This window comes from Aeromonas finlandensis (assembly GCF_000764645.1).
Classification (GTDB): Bacteria; Pseudomonadota; Gammaproteobacteria; order Enterobacterales; family Aeromonadaceae; genus Aeromonas; species Aeromonas finlandensis.
The window spans coordinates 1-17,271 of record NZ_JRGK01000063.1 but is presented as its reverse complement, the minus strand read 5'-3'; the positions used below and the strand labels follow the sequence as shown (position 1 = coordinate 17,271).

At 60.2% G+C, this 17,271-nt stretch carries 15 protein-coding genes, 1 pseudogene and 1 riboswitch; of the genes and pseudogenes, 7 read left to right on the top strand and 9 right to left on the bottom strand.

Annotated features, from left to right (window positions below):
• Both LD28_RS0108400 and LD28_RS0108395 read right to left on the bottom strand, forming a co-directional pair.
• A pseudogene (locus tag LD28_RS0108400) lies at nucleotides 1-685 on the bottom strand (anaerobic sulfite reductase subunit A); the annotation flags it as partial.
• A gap of 200 nt (nucleotides 686-885) precedes the next feature.
• Nucleotides 886-1,728 (bottom strand): patatin-like phospholipase family protein, encoded by an 843-nt coding sequence (locus LD28_RS0108395; protein ID WP_033136525.1) that lies wholly within the window; start codon nucleotides 1,726-1,728, stop codon nucleotides 886-888.
• A gap of 268 nt (nucleotides 1,729-1,996) precedes the next feature.
• Here LD28_RS0108395 and LD28_RS0108390 point away from each other — a divergent pair, with 268 nt between their 5' ends.
• Nucleotides 1,997-3,013 carry a S66 family peptidase gene (locus LD28_RS0108390; RefSeq protein WP_033136524.1) on the top strand — a complete coding sequence of 339 codons (1,017 nt, stop codon included), beginning with the start codon at nucleotides 1,997-1,999 and terminating at the stop codon, nucleotides 3,011-3,013.
• Between the two features lie 76 nt (nucleotides 3,014-3,089).
• Here the strand turns inward: LD28_RS0108390 and LD28_RS0108385 are convergent, their stop codons facing one another.
• Complete coding sequence (locus LD28_RS0108385) at nucleotides 3,090-5,351, bottom strand: LTA synthase family protein (protein WP_033136523.1); 2,262 nt, start codon at nucleotides 5,349-5,351, stop codon at nucleotides 3,090-3,092.
• A 255-nt stretch (nucleotides 5,352-5,606) separates the two neighbouring features.
• Here LD28_RS0108385 and LD28_RS0108380 point away from each other — a divergent pair, with 255 nt between their 5' ends.
• Nucleotides 5,607-6,692: a protein kinase family protein gene (locus LD28_RS0108380; protein WP_033136522.1), complete on the top strand. Its 1,086-nt coding sequence runs from the start codon at nucleotides 5,607-5,609 to the stop codon at nucleotides 6,690-6,692.
• 83 nt (nucleotides 6,693-6,775) lie between these two features.
• On the opposite strand, the gene lysC is transcribed toward LD28_RS0108380, so the two are convergent.
• Together lysC and argA are read right to left on the bottom strand one after the other, a co-directional pair.
• Nucleotides 6,776-8,128, bottom strand: a complete 1,353-nt coding sequence (gene lysC, locus LD28_RS0108375; RefSeq protein WP_033136521.1) for a lysine-sensitive aspartokinase 3 — start codon at nucleotides 8,126-8,128, stop codon at nucleotides 6,776-6,778.
• Nucleotides 8,129-8,218: 90 nt separating this feature from the next.
• Nucleotides 8,219-8,442, bottom strand: a riboswitch (Lysine riboswitch).
• Between the two features lie 107 nt (nucleotides 8,443-8,549).
• Nucleotides 8,550-9,878, bottom strand: a complete 1,329-nt coding sequence (gene argA / locus LD28_RS0108370; protein WP_033136520.1) for an amino-acid N-acetyltransferase — start codon at nucleotides 9,876-9,878, stop codon at nucleotides 8,550-8,552.
• A 270-nt stretch (nucleotides 9,879-10,148) separates the two neighbouring features.
• Here argA and msrA point away from each other — a divergent pair, with 270 nt between their 5' ends.
• A complete protein-coding gene (gene msrA, locus LD28_RS0108365) occupies nucleotides 10,149-10,781 on the top strand; it encodes a peptide-methionine (S)-S-oxide reductase MsrA (protein ID WP_033136519.1) in 633 nt (210 codons plus the stop codon).
• A 261-nt stretch (nucleotides 10,782-11,042) separates the two neighbouring features.
• On the opposite strand, the gene LD28_RS0108360 is transcribed toward msrA, so the two are convergent.
• Genes LD28_RS0108360 through LD28_RS0108350 form a run of 3 tightly spaced genes read right to left on the bottom strand, consistent with a single transcriptional unit; the run spans nucleotide 11,043 to nucleotide 12,292 of the window.
• Complete coding sequence (locus LD28_RS0108360) at nucleotides 11,043-11,378, bottom strand: DUF3802 family protein (RefSeq protein ID WP_033136518.1); 336 nt, start codon at nucleotides 11,376-11,378, stop codon at nucleotides 11,043-11,045.
• A 57-nt stretch (nucleotides 11,379-11,435) separates the two neighbouring features.
• Nucleotides 11,436-11,912 carry a GNAT family N-acetyltransferase gene (locus tag LD28_RS0108355; protein ID WP_033136517.1) on the bottom strand — a complete coding sequence of 159 codons (477 nt, stop codon included), beginning with the start codon at nucleotides 11,910-11,912 and terminating at the stop codon, nucleotides 11,436-11,438.
• A complete protein-coding gene (locus LD28_RS0108350; RefSeq protein ID WP_033136516.1) occupies nucleotides 11,909-12,292 on the bottom strand; it encodes an MmcQ/YjbR family DNA-binding protein in 384 nt (127 codons plus the stop codon). Before LD28_RS0108350 ends, LD28_RS0108355 begins: the two co-directional genes overlap by 4 nt.
• A gap of 118 nt (nucleotides 12,293-12,410) precedes the next feature.
• Here LD28_RS0108350 and LD28_RS0108345 point away from each other — a divergent pair, with 118 nt between their 5' ends.
• From LD28_RS0108345 to LD28_RS0108330, 4 genes are all read left to right on the top strand, one after another.
• Entirely contained in the window at nucleotides 12,411-13,199 is a 789-nt protein-coding gene (locus LD28_RS0108345; RefSeq protein WP_033136515.1) for an alpha/beta fold hydrolase, read from the top strand.
• 287 nt (nucleotides 13,200-13,486) lie between these two features.
• Nucleotides 13,487-14,011, top strand: coding sequence for a PAS domain-containing protein (locus LD28_RS0108340; RefSeq protein WP_033136514.1), 525 nt, complete (start codon nucleotides 13,487-13,489; stop codon nucleotides 14,009-14,011).
• Nucleotides 14,012-14,022: 11 nt separating this feature from the next.
• Nucleotides 14,023-15,501: a methyl-accepting chemotaxis protein gene (locus LD28_RS23945; RefSeq protein ID WP_050514278.1), complete on the top strand. Its 1,479-nt coding sequence runs from the start codon at nucleotides 14,023-14,025 to the stop codon at nucleotides 15,499-15,501.
• Between the two features lie 148 nt (nucleotides 15,502-15,649).
• Nucleotides 15,650-16,117 (top strand): DUF4357 domain-containing protein, encoded by a 468-nt coding sequence (locus tag LD28_RS0108330; protein WP_033136513.1) that lies wholly within the window; start codon nucleotides 15,650-15,652, stop codon nucleotides 16,115-16,117.
• Between the two features lie 102 nt (nucleotides 16,118-16,219).
• Here LD28_RS0108330 and LD28_RS0108325 read toward each other — a convergent pair.
• Nucleotides 16,220-17,271 (bottom strand): Bcr/CflA family multidrug efflux MFS transporter (locus LD28_RS0108325; RefSeq protein WP_033136512.1); only part of this gene is annotated, 1,052 nt, incomplete at its 5' end.

Below are 17,271 nucleotides of genomic sequence, written 5' to 3'. Positions count from 1 at the left end.
GGCTGTCGTACTCGGCCCAGACCGGATGGGCGGTGAGGATCTGGCGGATCCGCTGAGGGTCGTCACAGACGCTGTCCGGACTGCGTACCTTGACCGGGTTGCTCTGGACAAATTCCGGGGTGAAGTCATCGGATTCACCGAGCTCGGCAAAGTAGCCGAGCAGCTCGGGATCCTTGACCTCGATGCGGGCCCCCTCATCGCTCAGGCGAATGGCGGCGGCGTAGTCTTGGGTCTCGTTGCTGCCCATGGCGACGCAGAAGCAGTTCTCGAAGCTCTTGCGGCACTCCAGCAGCACCAGCTTGAGCTTGCTGCGCAGCCGGGCGTAGTAGACGTCGCTGTTCTGGCCGTTGTTCAGATAGACCTGATCCAGCCTGCGCAGGGCGTGGATATCGCAGCTGCGCAAGAACAGCAGGGTGGGCTTGGCCTCCACCTTTGATTCGCGCAGCGCCAGATTGTCGAAGTGGAACAGGGTCTGGGTGATGGGGAGCACCACCTCTTTCGGGGAGAAGTGGGACTTCTCCTGCCACACCAGATCGGCCGGATGGCGGATGCTGTGGTAGGTGACGTTGTCGGTGTCGGAGAAGCGACCGCCCCGATATTCGGCTGCAGGGGCCATGATCCGGTAATCGGGTAGCAGCCGCTCGAACAGCTGCACCAGCGCGGGATGGGTGAGAAGAAACGACATAAATAAACACCTTGTATGAGGGTGAGATGCCCTGGCATAGGGATGAGGCGCAAGCCGCTAAGAGTGTCTGGCACCGGTTCTGGCCGCGCTTGCCTCGCCACGGTCTGTTTTTATGACTCATGTTGTTCAACTGACCCGATTGTTATTGTGTTGGCGGCGCGAGCGTCGCGGCAGGTCGGGTCATGCCTGTAAAACCCTTATCAATTGAGCAGGGCGGCCTGATAGCCTGCGCACTTGCCCATCACGTATCCCATCTCCAGCTTGTTGATGTCGCGGGTAAAACGGGAAACGGGGAAGTAGTCGGCCGGGGCGATCACCTCGATCTGGCAATCAGCCGGCGGATTGGCGATAAAATCGAGCGCCTCGTTGTAGCTGCGATCCCGCTGCTCCAGAGCATGGGCCAGCGCGGGGCGGGTCTTGAGCAGGGTGCGGATCATCCAGGGGAACGGCATCGGCTTGAGCCGGTAGCCGAGCGGCTCGGAGAGGATCACCGTCAGGTGACGGGCACCGCGGCGATAGGCCTCGATCACGGGGATGGAGTCGGCCACCCCGCCATCGGTCATCGGCACCCCGTGTACCTCCGGGTATTCGCGGGAGGCGAGGGGAATGGCGCAGCTGGCGGGCAGCACCTCGTTCATGTTCTCCGGCTTGACCCGGATGTACTCCGCCTTGCCGGTCAGGGTATTGGTCACCACCGCATAGAAGGGGATGCCGGTCTCCCGGTAGGCGTGAATGTCGAGGGGGTACTTGCGGCAGCTGGTGTTCCACAGCCAGTGGATATCCACCAGATTGCCCCCCTTGGCAAAGCGCAGGGGATCCATAAACTGCTGGCTGCACGCCAGCTCGGTCAGAATGTCGTGGCTGCGGCCATGCTGGCTGGCAAGGTAGGCCAGCAAGTTGGTGGCCCCCGCCGAGACGCCGATGGCGAAGTCAAAGGGGCGATAGTCATGTTCGATAAACGCATCCAGCACGCCGCTGGCAAATATGCCGCGCATGGCGCCGCCTTCTACAACCAATGCGCTGGGGGATGCGGTTTTGTTCATGACAGGCACCTCATTTAAGTGAGAGAGAAAAGTTAAGTCGGAGAGAAAACGCCCGGGCTGTCAGGCCGACCGTTCTGACAGCCAACCGGGGTTGGCCATCGCAATGAGGTCATTCTAAGAAGGGGATGGTGTTTAGAATATCTGTTAATAATGAATTAAGTGTTTTGTATTTCTAAACACTAACGATAAAACTTGTTGTACTAGCAGGGGATTTGTAGGAGTCTCAATTACTCTGTAATGGCTAGATATTGGCAAGGATGAGTGTGTCATGACGTTATTGGTTCCCCCGCTGCTCCAACGTGGCGATACCATCGCTTTTTTCTCCCCCTCCAGCGCGGCAACCACCTGGGCCCCCAACCGTTTTGCCCGCGCAAAGGCCTTTCTCGAAGGGCAGGGCTTTGGGCTCAAGGCGGGTAGCCTCACCGGCCAGCAGGATCACTGGCGTTCTGGCTCCATTGCCGAGCGGGCCGAAGAGCTCAACGCCCTTATTCGCGACCCCGAGGTGCGCTGCATCATCTCGGTGATTGGCGGCAGCAACTCCAACTCCCTGCTGCCCTACCTCGATGTTGAGGCGCTGAGGCGCGATCCCAAGATCATCGTCGGCTACTCCGATGTGACGGCGCTGCTGCTCGGCATCCATGCCCAAACAGGTCTGGTCACCTTTTATGGCCCGGCGCTGGTGGCCTCCTTTGGTGAGTTGTCTCCGCTGGTGGACGAGACGCTCGCCAGCTTTTTACAGATTGTGCAGGCCGACGCAGCTGGCGTCCCCTGCACGCTGCCCACCCCGGCACTGTGGACCGATGAACGGCTGGACTGGGAGAATCAGACCCGGGCCAAGATCTGTCAGCCCAATCGGCTGATATCAGTGGGGTCTGGCCGGGTAGAGGGACGGCTGATCGGCGGCAACCTCAACACCATGGCGGGGATCTGGGGCTCCCCCTATATGCCGACCATCCAGCAAGGGGACATTCTGCTGCTGGAGGACAGCCTCCATTTGGCTGAGACGGTGGAGCGCTCGTTTGCCCACCTCAAGTTGTGCGGGGTCTTTGATCGGATCGGCGGCCTTATTCTTGGCAAGCATGAGCTGTTTAACGATCAGGGCAGCGGCAAGCGCCCCCTCGATATCCTGCTGGAGGTGGTGGGGGAGCCGACCTTCCCCATCCTTGCGGAGTTTGATTGCGCCCATACCCACCCCATGCTGACGTTGCCGCTGGGTATCGAGGTGGCGCTCGATCTCGACCGTCAGCAGCTCACCTTGCTGCAGCCCTGGTGGCGAGCAGAATGAGTGCGAAATGAATGTCAAAAATGGATGTCAAAAAACAAGGCCGCTGATGCGGCCTTGTCTGTGTTGGCGAGGGGGATCAGGGCAGGGCATCGGCCCGGAAGCTGGCACGGATCTGCGGCACCAGGCTTGATGGGTCAAACCCCTTCTCTTCACCCAGCACCGGATGGAGCAGGGGCTTCTCTTCGATGGGGGTGATATCCCCCGCCAGCAGCTGGCGGGTGGCCTGACCCATCTGGTAGAGCTGGCGCACCGGCGCAAACTGGGTTGCCAGATTGAGGGGATCATCGGCGCGGGCAAAGGCCATCATGGGGATCTGATAGGTGGCATCGCGCGCGGGCTTGTTACCGTGAATGCCCTTGCCGGCGGACATCAAAAACGGCTGGTGATCGCCAAAGGCCACCACCAGATAGCGTTTGCCCGACTGGTCGAGGGTCTTGAGCAGCCGCTCCAGCGAGGCCATGGCATCCACCACCCCGGTGTAGTAGGTGTTGAGCAGCTGGGTGTCGCTCTCGCTCTGGTTCGGGCAGGCGCCGCTGCGCTCTTGTGCCTGATAGCGGGGGCCATCGAAGGGGCCGTGGCCCTGCATGGTGACCGCATAGGCAAACAGCGGCTTGTCATCCTGTTCGCTGCGTTTGAGCAGGTGATCGACGAGGGCATCGTCGGAGATATAGAGCCCCTTGTGCTCAAGGGTGGTGAAGCGGGTATCGAACCAGCGCTCCTGGTAACCGAGCGCCGGGATCGCCTTGGCGCGGCCCCAGAACTTCTCCACATAGGGGTGGACAAACAGGGTCTGATAGCCGCTCTGGTTGGCGCTTTGGGCCAGCCCCGGCACCTGCTCCGAGAGGTAGTAGTAGGGCACTACCCCTTGCTTGAGCAAGCCCACCGGCAGGCCGGTGTTCATCTCGAACTCCGCCAGCACCGTCATGCCGCCGGTGGTGGGGGAGTGGATGCTCTTGTGCCACTGCTGCACGCTGGCGGGCAGGGAGAGGGTGGGGGCAGGGGCGCAGATCCGCCCCTTCCAGTCGAGCCAGAGTGACTCATATTGCAGCACGATCACCAGATCCCAGCGCGGCGCAATCCCTTGGGGCTGATGGCTCAGCTGGGGGGTCAGCTCGTTGATCTGCAAGGGGTAGCGAAACACACTGCCGCTTTGCAGCATTTCGTCCACCAGATTGAACAGATAGAGGCCGGGGCCGGAGCGGATGATGTCCCTGTGGTAGTTGACCGCGCGGTCCACGTAGCGAATGTTGGCCCCCAGCAGCTTGTTGCCGGTCTGGGTGGCAAAGACGCACAGGGCAAAGAAGGCGACGGTGGCAGCGGCAGTGCGCAATACCCAGCGTGACAGGGCAAAGCGCCAGCATAGAAACAGTGCCAGCAAAAGGGTGAAGATGGGCAGGATGGGGTGCTGGTCGAGCAGGATCCGCAGCAGTGCCAGCAGGTTGCCAAAATCGTCCCCGCCGAGCGGCACGCCGTAGATGGCGATCTTCATAAAGTTGGCGAGCAGGCCTATACCGGAAAGCGCGGTAAAGACCAGCCCCATATAGAGGTTGAAGCCCGCCAGCGCGCAGAGGCTCCACCCCAGCACCATGCTGCCCCAGGCCAGGTAGTAGTGCTCCGGGCGAAAGCCTGACCAGAGCAGAAACTCCCCCAGTTTGAACACCACGAAGCCGTGCAGCAGCACGAAGGTGAGGTTGCCGAGCAGCAGGCTGCCGATGATCCGCCAGCGCAGGCTGCGGCGCAGTTTTGGCAGCACCGTTTTGAGCACGGCGGCGCTCAGGGCCAGCACCATGGTCAGGCTCACCACCAGATAGGTGAGGTTGAAACCCTGCTCCGGCAGGGTTTGCAGGATCTGGCTGAAATCACCGCTCTCGGGGCGATCGTTGAGCAGCAGGCCGATGCGCAGTTGGTAACGGCTGTCCAGCGCATCGTCCGGTGCCCGCAGGGTGCTGTTGAGATCCAGGGTGCAGCGGGTGTTGCGACATACCTGCCGCTTCTCTACCGGCTGGCTCAGTTCGTCGATCCGCACTCCCTTGTCGTTGAGCAGCTCCACCCGCACCTTGTCCCCCGCTTGCAGCGGCCCCCGCAGCTGCCATTGGCTGCGCACCACCAGATAGAGGCCGCGACTGTCGCTTTTATAGAGCAGGGCGTGGCGGGTGAGGGTGGCCAGCGGATTGTCGGCGGGGCCCAGCACCAGCGGCTGGGCACGGCCCAGCCAGCTACCGGGATTGATCAGCGGCAACAGCAGGGTCAGCAGCAGTAATCCGCCCAGCAGGGCCAGCAGCAGGGAGGAGAGGCTCGGGACACGCAAGTGCGCGCGGCCAGAGCGAAAGAGAGTCATAGAAGCTCATCCTTTGAGCAAGTGGAAGAGATGCAGTTCGTCTGCATACTGTTTGACCCGATGGTGCGGGCCTTGTTCCAGGTTGTCAATTTAATGACCATTTAATGAATATTTGGTTACCGTTCAACCCTGCAAAATGTGATCCCGATCGAGGGGTTGCACGGAATATGTGATGAAAGCGTCATCATGGTGTTTTGCCGCTGGTATGGGAGGGGGGCGCTGTTTAGGCTCTCAATAGCGACAGGAGGTACATGTATGAATCCTAAAGTGATGGCGCGTCAGGCCAGATTGCTGCGCATGCTGGAGAGCAAGGAAGAGATCCGGATCGGACGCGAGCGTGACTGCCCGCTGCCGCTGGCCCAGCTGGTCAAACTGAAGGATACCCATCCGGCCGTGATCAAGGTCTATCGCCACGGTCTCACCGCCGAGGTGTTTCACCTCAAGGTGGAGGGACACCACTGGTGTCTCAAGCGGCGGCGTCAGGATTCGCTGGTGGCCAACCTCGATGGCAAGACCGCCTTTCTGACCGAGCTGGAGCGGCGGCGCGAAATCGAGGCGCTGCGCGAGCTGCACCCTACCATCCTCTCCCACGTGGTCTGCACCAGCTTTGGCTCGGCGCGGGCCGGGGTGCTGGTCTCCCCCTGGCTGCGGGGTGTGCCGGTCCATCAGCTCAACGAACGCAATCTGGCCCAGATGCTGGAGGTGCAGGGTGAGCTGGCTCGCTGGGGCTGGTTTGACTGGGATCCGAGCCCGGGCAATCTGCTCGACGACGGCGAGCAGATCAGCGTGTTCGATTTTGGCTACATGTGGACCTTCGATCCCCGCTTTGAATTCAACTCCAACGGCCTGGTCGATCCGCAGTTCCATGTGCCGGAGCGGCTGGAGACCCGCACCCTGTCAGGACTCTGGCTCGATGAGGCCGATCCCTTGCCGCAATTTCGCTACTGGCGCGAGCTCTGCCTGAAATGGGTGAAACGGGAGATCCATCACCTGATCCGCGAAGGGGCCAGTGCCCCGGTGCTGGCCCGTTTGCACGCCCTGCAAGGGGAGTGGAGCGCGGCGCTGGCGAGCGACGAGGCGCTGGTCGCCAACTGGTGGCGGGACATGTATCGCAGCCACCGGCTCGATGTGGCGGACGATCTGAGCGGCCAGAGCTGTGGCCCGCTGACCCTGCGTCGCCTCGACTGGCTGTTGCAGGCGGTGACGGATCACTATCCGCTGCTGGTGGATAATCTCTCCTCCCAGGAGACGGAGCTCGGCCAGAGCGGGCTGCTGGCCCGCTTGCAGCAGCTGCGCCGCGAAGCGGTGGACTGCCAGTTGCCCGCCACCAGCTTCGCCTGAGCCAATACTTCAGCTGAACACAAATCAACAGGGCGCCTTGCAGGCGCCCTGTTGCATGGGTCGGGTTTGCATCGCGGTGAGGGTCAGTCCAGCAGCTCCTGATGGAGGCGGTTGACGATATTGCCCGCCTCGCTCTCCTTGACCAGGAAGCAGAGGTTATGGGCACTGGCGCCGTAGCAGATCATCCGGATGTTGTGCTCGCGCAGGGCATCAAAGACCTGACTGCCCACCCCGTTCACTTCGCTCATCCGGTTGCCGATGAGCGCCACCAGTGCCAGACCGGTTTCCACCTCCACCTTGCAGAGCTGGCCCAGCTCGGCCAGCACCTTGTCGCTCAGGATCGGCTCGCCGTTGCTCTGGCTGCCGGTGTGATCCAGCGTCAGTGACACGCTCACTTCCGAGGTGGTGATGAGGTCTACCGAGATGCGATGGCGGGCCAGAATGCCGAACACTTCGGCCAGAAAGCCGTAGGCGTGGAACATGTTGAGGCTGTGCAGGGTCACCAACACCTGTTGGCGGCGCAGGGCAACGGCGCGAAACAGCGGGCTTGAATCGGTGCTGGCACGGATCCAGGTACCACCGGCTGCAGGGTCCCTGGCGGAGCCGACAAACACCGGAATATTCTGGCGCACCGCCGGTTGCAGGGTGGCGGGGTGCAGCACCTTGGCGCCGAAGGTGGCCATCTCGGCCGCCTCGACAAAGCTGATTTCGGGGATGGGGCGGGCGCGGGTCACCAGACGCGGATCCGTGGTGTAGATGCCGGGCACATCGGTCCAGATCTCGATACTGGCGGCATCCAGCGCTTCGGCCAACAGGGCCGCGCTGTAGTCGGAGCCGCCGCGGCCGAGGGTGGTGGTACGGCCATCGCTGTCGGAGCCGATAAAGCCCTGGGTGATGATGAGGCTGTCGCCAAGCAGCGGGCCCAGCGTCTGCTGGCAGAGGGTACGGGTGGTGGCCAGATCGACGGTAGCCTTGCCAAAGCGGCTGTCGGTGCGCATCAGCTGGCGCACATCCTGCCAGTGGGCCTTGACGCCGCGCTGGCGCAGCAGCTCGGTAAAGAGGCGGGTAGACATCAGCTCGCCGCAGGCGATGAGGCGATCGGCCAGCTCGGCATCGGTATGCTGGTGGGCTTGCTGAGCCATCAGGCGGATTTCGCCCAGCTGGCCATGAATGAGGGCGCTCACATCAACGGGGTTGCCGAGATCGGTCAGAATGGCCTGCTGGATCCCGGCCAGTTTGGCCAGCAGCTCGTCGCGACCCGCTTCGTCCAGCTCCCCTTGTGCCAGGGCGACCAGCAGGTTGGTGACACCGGCGCTGGCACTCAGTACCACCACCCGGGTGGCGGGATTGGCCAGCACGATATCGGCGCAGTGGTTCATGGCCGCAGCATTGGCGACACTGGTTCCGCCAAACTTGGCGACATTGATCGGGCTCATTGCTTACTCCTGTCTTAATTTAAAATTCCGGTTCCATCGGGCAAAAAAGAGAGGAGGAGGCTGAAAATGGCAGGAATGAACGAAGCTATCCCGGCCAGAAGCACTCCACCTGCAGAGCCCATCCCGTACCGCCCCTGACAGGGCGCGGTGGGGGATGATCACTACCGATGACAACCCGGGGGATTCAGCCCCCGCAGCCGACGTTGAGGTCACCAGTCTCCTCACTCGTCTCGGCGCTGCTCCCCCTGACCCAAGTTCACCGGACGCTGGCGTCCTCCCTCGGGCTGCCTGGGCAGCGCTCCTCTTCTGGCTCCACCAAGGCGGTGGAGTGCATTTAGAAATACCCTGCGTTGGATTGCACTGTCAATCGAGTTTGTGAAAAAGTTCAAATTGTCGGCTAACTCAACGCAGAATCAATGGCTTAGGCAATTGTCTTTGACAAAACCTTGGAGCGCCGCTGCCAGTTGTAGAGACGCTGGCGCGCCACCGGCAGATCTTCCACCTCCAGCGGATCGAAGCCCCGCTCCCGGAACCAGTGGATGGAGCGGGTGGTAAGCACGAACAGGCGACGGATGCCGAGGCGCTTGGCCCGCTCGGCCACCTTGGCCACCAGCTGATCCCCCCGGTTGGAGTTGCGATAGTCGGGATGGATGGCGACGCAGGCCATCTCCGCCATCGCCTCTTCCATAAAGCAGTAGAGGGCCGCGCAGCCGATGATGAGGCCATCGCGATCTATGATGGTGAACTTGTCGATCTCCATCTCCAGCTGTTCGCGGGAGCGGCGCACCAGAATGCCTTCCTCCTCCAGCGGGCGGATGAGATCCAGAATGCCGCCGATATCCTCGATGGTGGCGGCGCGGGCCTGCTCGGCACTTTCCCGCACGATCTGGGTGCCGAGGCCGTCGCGGCTGAACAGCTCCTGCAGCATGGCGCCATCATCCTGATAGCTCACCAGATGGGAGCGGGGCACCCCGCCGCGGCAGGAGGCTATGGCCGCACGCAGGTAGCGGGCGGTGCCGGACATCTCTTCTCCCGCCTGCTCCAGCTCCACCAGCAGCTCTTCGGCCTGCTCGGGGAAGAGCTCGGAGATGGCTTCGCCGTGGCGGTCCATTACCCCCTGGGTGCTGCTAAAACAGATGAGTTTGTCCGCCTTGAGATCGACCGCCACCCGGCGGGCCACCTCTTCCGAGCTCAGGTTGAAGCTCTCGCCGGTGACCGAGCAGCCGATGGGGGAGATGAGCACCAAGCTTTTCTGATCGAGCTGGCGGGTGATCCCCTCCACGTCGATGCGGCGCACCCGGCCGCTGTGGCAAAAGTCGATACCATCATCCACCCCCAGTGGCTGGGCGGTGACGAAGTTGCCGCTCACCACGCTGATCCGCGCTCCCTGCATTGGTGTGTTCGCGAGCCCCATGGAGAGCTGGGCGGTGATGTCATATTGCAGGCCGCCACACACCTGCTTGATGATGGTGAAACTCTCGTCATCGGTGACCCGGATCCGCTTGTGATACTGGGCCTCGATACCGGCGCGGGCCAGCGCTTCATCATTTTGCGGGCGTGAACCAAACACCAGCACCAGGCGTATGCCCAGTGTCTGCAGCAGGGCGATATCGCTGACGATATTGGCGAAGTTGGGGTGGCAGACGGCTTCGCCCCCCATCATCAGCACAAAAGTGGCACCCCGATGCACATTGACATAGGGAGTGGATTGCCGGAAGGCATTGACCAGACTGGGTTCGCGTTCACGCACTTGATATTTCTTCCATAAAAAAACAGCGATTGGCTCAATATATGAAAATTAATTCACAAATCAAGACTAAATATTGATTTTAGCTGTTTCTGGTCTACGAGGGGTGGCCGGGCCGAGCGGATCGGGAAAGGGGGACGGGAGGCGCAGATGGCACTATGGGACGAGCGGGGAGGGGGCCCGCCGGTTGATCCGCCGCGATAAACTGCTATCTTCGATGCTCCTTTTCGTCAGCTGTGTGATTTCACAGGGTTTTATACAAGGACAGGATTCATGGAACAGATTATTTCACCGGCAGATGCCCTGCCGGGACGACGCGAAGCGATGGTGATTGGTCAGCAACATGCGGTGAACGGCAACCCGACCCAGGGCCCCTGGCCAGCAGGGATGGCGGTGGCCTGGTTTGGCATGGGCTGTTTCTGGGGCGTGGAGCGCCTGTTCTGGCAGCAACCCGGGGTCTACTCCACCGCCGCCGGTTATCAGGGCGGTGTTACCCAGAATCCCACCTACAAAGAGGTGTGCAGCGGGCAGACCGGCCATGCCGAGACGGTGCAGGTGGTGTTTGATCCTGCGGTTATCAGTTACAGCGACCTGCTCAGACTGTTTTGGGAGCAGCACGATCCGGCGCAAGGGATGCGGCAGGGGGGCGATGTGGGCACCCAGTACCGCTCGGTGATCTTCTATGGGGACGAGAGCCAGCAGATCATTGCCCAGCAGAGCATGGCGGCTTATCAGCAGGCGATGGCGGCGAGCGGCGACAGTCGTGCCATCACCACCCGTGTTTTGCCGCTGGCGCCTTTCTATTACGCCGAGGATTACCATCAGCAATATCTGGAGAAAAATCCGGATGGCTACTGCGGATTGGGTGGCATTGGAGTCTGTTTGCCGCCAAACCTGAACCGCTGAACAGGTTTGTAGGGATTTTCTTAAAAAAAGTGAAAATAAATGATGTCTGGCGGGAACTTATTGCTACCTGGCGGGACTAACTAGGTAGCGTCCAGGGATCGGATGCAAAGTCCAGACACATTTCTTGCCTTGATAACCATCCAATGAATGAACGCATGGGTGGATTGAAAATGATAGCAAGCAGGGCTGCCCACCAAGGCGGCCCTTTTCATATCTGGGTGTTTTGAAACCTTGCTTCGGACGGGAGAACCGGGCGGCAGATCAGGCGATTGCGCTGTCGAAGAGGTTCTTGATAAGGTCAATAAACTCGATGAGGAAGGCTTTTTGTTCCGGGGTCGGGGCGCGCAGCCAGACGGCGGAGAGCACCTCTTCCAGATCGGCGACCACGGCGTCGGCCTCTTGCATGATGGCAAAACGCACCTTGGGATCGAGCTGGGGGTTTTGCTCGCAAATGGCCATCAGGTTGCTGGCAACACGGCCACTGACCAGATCTTCGATGGTCTCTTCACCGTTGCTCTGCTGTTGGGATTCAAACAATCCCAGACTCTCCACCAGATACTCGATCAGCGAGATATAGCCTTCACTTTCTACCACCATGGTTGCTGCCTCAATACAGTAACAATACGAAAATTAAGCGTATTTTAGTGGCTTGCCCTAGCTTGGCAAGCAGCAGTGCAGGCGATGGCGCGTAAAACTGACTCCGCCCCGCTCCACGCACTCCAGCCCGGTCAACGTAAAGCCATGTCGTAAAAATAGCTCATAACTGAAGGCGCTGGCCTCAGTGGTGATGAGCGTCAGACCGAGCGCCCGGGCCCCCGTCAGCGCCGTGGTAAGCAGCAGATTGCCCAGTCCCTGGCGCTGATGGTCGGCGCTCACATAGAGCAGACTGAGGTGGCCATCCGGGCTCAGGGTGACAAAACCGAGGGGCACATTTGCGCTCTCCGCCACCCAGCCGTGGTGCTCGCGCAGCTGGCTGACAAAGCCGGGATGTTGTGAACCTAGGGCCCACTGCTCCACCTGTTCGGCGCTGTAGTGCTCGGGGCCGCTGTGTCGCACTGCCTGCTCAAAGAGGGTCACGAGGGCGGGGATATGTGCCTCGCCAAGGGGGACAATACGCAATGCAGGGGTCATAAGGTCTGGTCGTCAGTGGGGTGGAGGGGGCGCGGCGCCTGTGGCCGTTTGGCTTTGGGAAGACCTGCGACAACCCGTTCATAGGAGTGGTGTACCCAGCCTTGCCAGAGATCGTCCGGCAGTGCATCGCTTAACGTCACCGTGTTCCAGTGCTGCTTGTTCATATGCCATCCCGGTTTGACCTCGGGGTGGATCTCGCGCAGCAGCAACGCCAGTTCGGGCTCGCATTTGAGGTTGATGGTGAGCGGCTCGGCTTGCCAATCCACCAGCGCGAACATCTTGCCCGCGATGCGGTAGACCAGGATCTCCGGGCCAAACGGGGTATCTTCGGTAGCGCCCGGCAGGGTCAGCAGAAAGTGGCGCAAACGGGTCAAATCCATGGAGAGTTCTCGCACAAGGGGTGATCCGGGTCATGTCAGGCGCATATCTATCGGCGGGTCTGTTCTGTTAACATGCGCGCAGCCGAGTATACCCCCCATCACCAAGGGAGCCTATTGGATGTTGTATCACAAGACCTTTGAGCTGGGTCCCGAACGGGATTGGGTGGTATTTGTCCACGGTGCCGGTGGCAGCTCCTCCATCTGGTTCAAACAGCTGCGCGCCTATCGCGAACACTTCAACGTACTGCTGCTGGACTTGCGCGGCCACGGCCAGTCCCACCAGCTGCAACAGGTGGTCAAGGGCCACTACAGCTTTCGGGAAGTGACCGAAGATATCGTTCGGCTGCTCGATCATCTCAATATCCGCCGCGCCCACTTTGTCGGTATCTCCCTTGGCACCATCCTTATTCGCCATCTGGCCGAGCTCTGTCCGGAACGGGTCAAGAGCATGGTGCTGGGGGGCGCCATCCTGCGGCTCGATATCCGCTCGCGGGTGCTGGTGCAGTTGGGCCGACTTGGCCAGCATATCCTGCCCTATATGTGGCTCTACCGGCTGTTTGCCTTCATCATCATGCCGCGCCAGCACCATCAGGAGTCGCGCAACCTCTTTGTGCGCGAGGCCCGCAAGCTCTGCCAGAAAGAGTTCAAACGCTGGTTCCGCCTCGCCACCGAGGTCAACCCGTTGATGCGCTACTTCCGCGAACGCTCCCTGCCCATTCCCACCCTCTATGTGATGGGGGAGGAGGATCATATGTTTCTGGCGCCGGTGCGCGAACAGGTAGCCCGCGATGCCAGCTCGTCGCTGGCGGTGATCCAGCAGTGCGGTCATGTCTGCAATGTGGAGCAGCCGGAGCAGTTTAATCGCCGCACGCTGGCGTTTCTCAAATCCCTGACCCGCCGCGGATAACGGATAACTCGCGCTGACGGGCGAGTTTTCGAGCCGGAGTGCCTCTTTATCTGACGTGTGCGTCATCGGGTGTCGCTCCGCGACTTTCTTGATATTTCTCCCTTACCTATCGAATGTACTCATGTGATCCGCAGTTTCGCCGTTATCCAGATACCACTTGGTAGCAGGCTCAGTGTGGAGCAGACTCAGCGATTTTTTGTGAGCTAATTAACCATATCGTTGATGGTGTATTGCTACCTTTTTGACATATATAGTCTTTATGAATCATCAAGGATGGGAACTAGATAATGCGTCAGAATATCACCCCAACCCAGCGGGAAGTCACTTTCCACCAGGATGAGCTGATTGTCTCCAAGACTGATCTGGCTGGCCGGATCTCCTACTCCAACAAAGTCTTCATGCGGTTGTGCGACTATTCGGAAGAAGATCTGCTCGGTACGCCCCACAATATTGTCCGCCATCCCGATATGCCGCGCGGGGTGTTCTGGGGGCTCTGGCATACCCTCAAGGAGAACCGGGAATTTTTCGGTTTTGTCAAAAACATGACTGCCAATGGCGATCATTATTGGGTGTTGGCAAATGTCAGGCCCGATTTTCGCGATGGCAAGGCGATCGGCTACTTCTCGGTTCGTCGTTGCCCATCACGTCAGGCCATTGCGACGATTATCCCCGTGTATCAGAAGATGTCTGAGCTGGAACGTGGTATGGCCGGGGATGTCCCCAAGCAATCCTGGGCTTGGCTGGAGCAGCATCTGGCTTCACAGGGAACGGACTACGAGCGTTTTGTGCTTAGTCTGGTACAGCAGGATTAAGGGGGTATTCCATGTCAGCCTTTCTCTCCAAAACCAGCAGTGCCAGCAAGAAGCACCTCTTTATCAGCCAGAAGTTTTTGCTGATCTGCTGTGTATTCGGTCTCTCCGTCATGGCGCTGGCCATCTTCTCCATCAGCTCGGTAGGAATGACCTGGTTCAACCTGGGTATTCCGGCGCTGGCACTGCTGTTCATTATGTTGGCACTGCGTGAACAGCGGCGATTGGTGGCTGTTATGGATCAGATCAACGAGGTACTGATAAAAGCCAGTGCGGGCGAGACCCATGTCCGGGTGACCAAAACCAAGGGGCTTGGCGAGCTCGGCAAGATCGCCTGGAACCTCAATGGATTTCTCGACATCGTCGAGGCCAATATCAAGGACATGGTCTCCTGTTTCGAGCATGCCGGTCAGGGGCGCTACTATCGCCACGCTTTCAAGCAGGGGCTGCCGGGGGAGTTCTCCAAGACGGCAGACAATATCAACCTCTCTCTGCGCGCTATCCAGGAAGCCACCGAGCTCTCTCGTCAGGGGGAGCTGCTCAACAAACTGCATCAGACCAATAACCATAACCTGCGCAGCAATCTGGAGGGCAATCAGGAAGACCTGCTGACCCTCAGTGACAAGATCGAGGATGTGCTCGGTACGGCCCAGCAGGGGCTGGATGCCTCCTTGCACAGCATGACGGTGGTCGAGGATCTCAGTCAGGAGCTGCTCGGCATCAATCGCGAGATGCAGGATACCGGTCGGGTCGCCACTGCGCTGGCCAGTGAAAGTGCCCGGATCACCGAAACGGTCAACCTGATTACCGAGATCACCGCACAAACCAATCTGTTGGCTTTGAATGCGGCCATCGAAGCGGCACGTGCTGGTGAGGTCGGTCGCGGATTTGCCGTGGTGGCCGACGAGGTGCGGGCACTGGCTGAGCGCACACGTCAGTCGACCAACGAGATCCGCGATGTGGTGAAGGGTCTGACGGCCAGTATCGAGCAGATCGTCGCCAGCGTGCTTTCGCTGGGTGGGCGCAGTCAGCGCATCAGTGACAATGTGGACGGATTCCGGCACAGCTTCGAGGCGGTGGCCGAAGGGGCCAAATCCAATATCGGCCATCTGCACTATGCCAGAGGGCTGGCATTTGCCTCGTTGATCAAGCTGGATCACATCATCTTCATGCAGCGTGGTTATCAGGAGCTGGAGTCCAAAGGGGGGGATGGAACTGCCGCCAGTCATACCGATTGTCGTCTGGGCCGCTGGTATTACGAGGGCGAGGGAGCAGGGCAATTTGGTTCCTTGCCCAGCTTCAAACAGCTCGACACCCCCCACAAGCAGGTACATGGGGCGGTCAACAAGGCTCTGGTCGCGGCTCGTGGCGACTGGCTGCATAATGACGCCCTGCTGCAGACCATTCTGAGCGAGATGGAGAGTGCCGAACTGGCCAGCAAACAGGTGATGCAACTGCTCAACCGGATGGTGGAAGAGCAGAACCGGGTCTGATAACCATTTGATGGTCAATGGCTTTCAGCGGTCTATCGAGTGCGTCAGTTAGTGATCGATGCAGCAAAAGAGATGGGGATCCTTGCTGGATCATGGTTGCCCGAGGTGGTTAGAATAGAAGCTTCCATGGGTCACAGGATGAGCAAGGATGTTACACAAGCAAGTCAGTTTTATCATCGATAGCAAGGGCAACAAGCAGGCTGCCGTCGTCCCCATCGAGATCTACAACGAGCTGATGACCCTGCAAAAGGCGCTCTCTGACAACCGGCCGGGGGAGCGCGAGCTCTACCACTTTAACGGCAAAGGGGCCGAGGCCCACGGTTATCCGGTGGGCAAGCGGCAAAATCCGGGCTTTATGGTGCTGGCCGGTTCCACCGCCAATGGCGAGGATGCCGCCTCCCTGCGTGAAGCGGTGATCGAACTGCGTCTGGAGTTGCTGAACAAGGGGATCCTGGCGCCCCGCAGTCAGGGCGGCTTTGTCTTTACCGCCGATCAGTTGTTCAACAGCCCGAGCCTGGCCGCCAGTCTGGTGGCAGGCAATAACCGCAGTGGTCTGGATGCCTGGCAAAACAGCGCAGGCTATACCCTCAAACAGTCGGGTTTCGGCAAGAAGTAATTCCCCGGCAAGCCTGCAGCGTCCCCTTGCGGGGACTGTACGACGGATATGAAAACGCCACCCTCTTTGGTATTCAAAGAGGGTGGCGTTTTTGTCAGACGCTTATTTTTTGCCGGTCAGCAGCCAGTAGCTCAGGGTTGCTCCCACCCCGCAACAGGCGATGGCGATGGCCATGGGCAGCGGCGAGTGGGGCGGATTGAGGTTGACCAGAATGCCGACCACGGCGCCGAGACCAAAGCGCAAGGTGCCTGCCAGTGCCGAGGCTGTGCCCGCTGACTGGGGGAAGTGGCCCATCAGGCCAGTCATGGCGTTGGCGCCCACCAGACTGATATGGCCGACAAAGAGCACCACCGGAATGACGATGCCCCACAGGCCGCCGGTCTGGCTCCAGGCGTTGTAGATCAGCAGGACGCCCGCACAGGGCAGCACCAGCAGGCCGTATTGCAGCATCCGCTCGGCGCCCACCCCTTTCACCAGTCGGCTATTGACGAAGGTGACCACCATCATCAGCAGGATATTGAGGCCAAACAGCCAGCCGTAGTGTTCGGTGGGCACCTTGAAGTACTCGATATAGACGTAAGGGGAGCCGCTTAAGAAGGCGAACATGCCGGAGCTGGAGAAGGAGCCGCACAGCACGTAGCCCATGGCGCCGCGATGGGAGAGCACCCCCCAGTAGTTTTTCAGGATCTGGCCGAGCTTGAGGGGCTGGCGGTGTTCAGGCTTGAGGGTCTCCGGAATCTTCCACTGCATCACCAGCGATACCAGCAGGCTGATCCCCACCAGCAGCCAGAAGATCACCCGCCAGCTGGCGTGGGCGCTGATATAGCCGCCCACCGCCGGCGCCACCAGCGGTGCCAGCGTCATCACCAGAATGACGAACGACATCGCGCGGGAAAAGGCATCCTTCTCGAAAAGGTCGCGCAGCAAGGCATTGACCACCACCGAGCCTGCTGCGCCCCCTGCCGCCTGCAACATCCGCCAGGCCAGCAATTCGCGCAGGGAGTCCGCCATGGCGCAGCCGACCGAGGCGATGGAAAACATGGTGAGTCCCGCCAGGATCACCGGCTTGCGGCCATAGCTGTCGGCCAGCGGGCCGTAGAAGAGCTGGCCGATGGCAAAGCCGCCCAGAAAGGCGCTGATGGTGAGCTGGGCGC

Excerpts from the sequence above, each read along its gene's own strand:
- LD28_RS0108345 (WP_033136515.1), top strand. The coding sequence starts at position 12,411 with ATGTTGTATCACAAGACCTTTGAGCTGGGTCCCGAACGGGATTGGGTG.
- LD28_RS0108355 (WP_033136517.1), bottom strand. The coding sequence starts at position 11,912 with ATGACCCCTGCATTGCGTATTGTCCCCCTTGGCGAGGCACATATCCCC.
- LD28_RS0108350 (WP_033136516.1), bottom strand. The coding sequence starts at position 12,292 with ATGGATTTGACCCGTTTGCGCCACTTTCTGCTGACCCTGCCGGGCGCT.
- LD28_RS0108360 (WP_033136518.1), bottom strand. The coding sequence starts at position 11,378 with ATGGTGGTAGAAAGTGAAGGCTATATCTCGCTGATCGAGTATCTGGTG.
- msrA (WP_033136519.1), top strand. The coding sequence starts at position 10,149 with ATGGAACAGATTATTTCACCGGCAGATGCCCTGCCGGGACGACGCGAA.
- LD28_RS0108395 (WP_033136525.1), bottom strand. The coding sequence starts at position 1,728 with ATGAACAAAACCGCATCCCCCAGCGCATTGGTTGTAGAAGGCGGCGCC.
- LD28_RS23945 (WP_050514278.1), top strand. The coding sequence starts at position 14,023 with ATGTCAGCCTTTCTCTCCAAAACCAGCAGTGCCAGCAAGAAGCACCTC.
- LD28_RS0108340 (WP_033136514.1), top strand. The coding sequence starts at position 13,487 with ATGCGTCAGAATATCACCCCAACCCAGCGGGAAGTCACTTTCCACCAG.
- LD28_RS0108330 (WP_033136513.1), top strand. The coding sequence starts at position 15,650 with ATGTTACACAAGCAAGTCAGTTTTATCATCGATAGCAAGGGCAACAAG.
- LD28_RS0108385 (WP_033136523.1), bottom strand. The coding sequence starts at position 5,351 with ATGACTCTCTTTCGCTCTGGCCGCGCGCACTTGCGTGTCCCGAGCCTC.
- LD28_RS0108380 (WP_033136522.1), top strand. The coding sequence starts at position 5,607 with ATGAATCCTAAAGTGATGGCGCGTCAGGCCAGATTGCTGCGCATGCTG.
- lysC (WP_033136521.1), bottom strand. The coding sequence starts at position 8,128 with ATGAGCCCGATCAATGTCGCCAAGTTTGGCGGAACCAGTGTCGCCAAT.
- LD28_RS0108390 (WP_033136524.1), top strand. The coding sequence starts at position 1,997 with ATGACGTTATTGGTTCCCCCGCTGCTCCAACGTGGCGATACCATCGCT.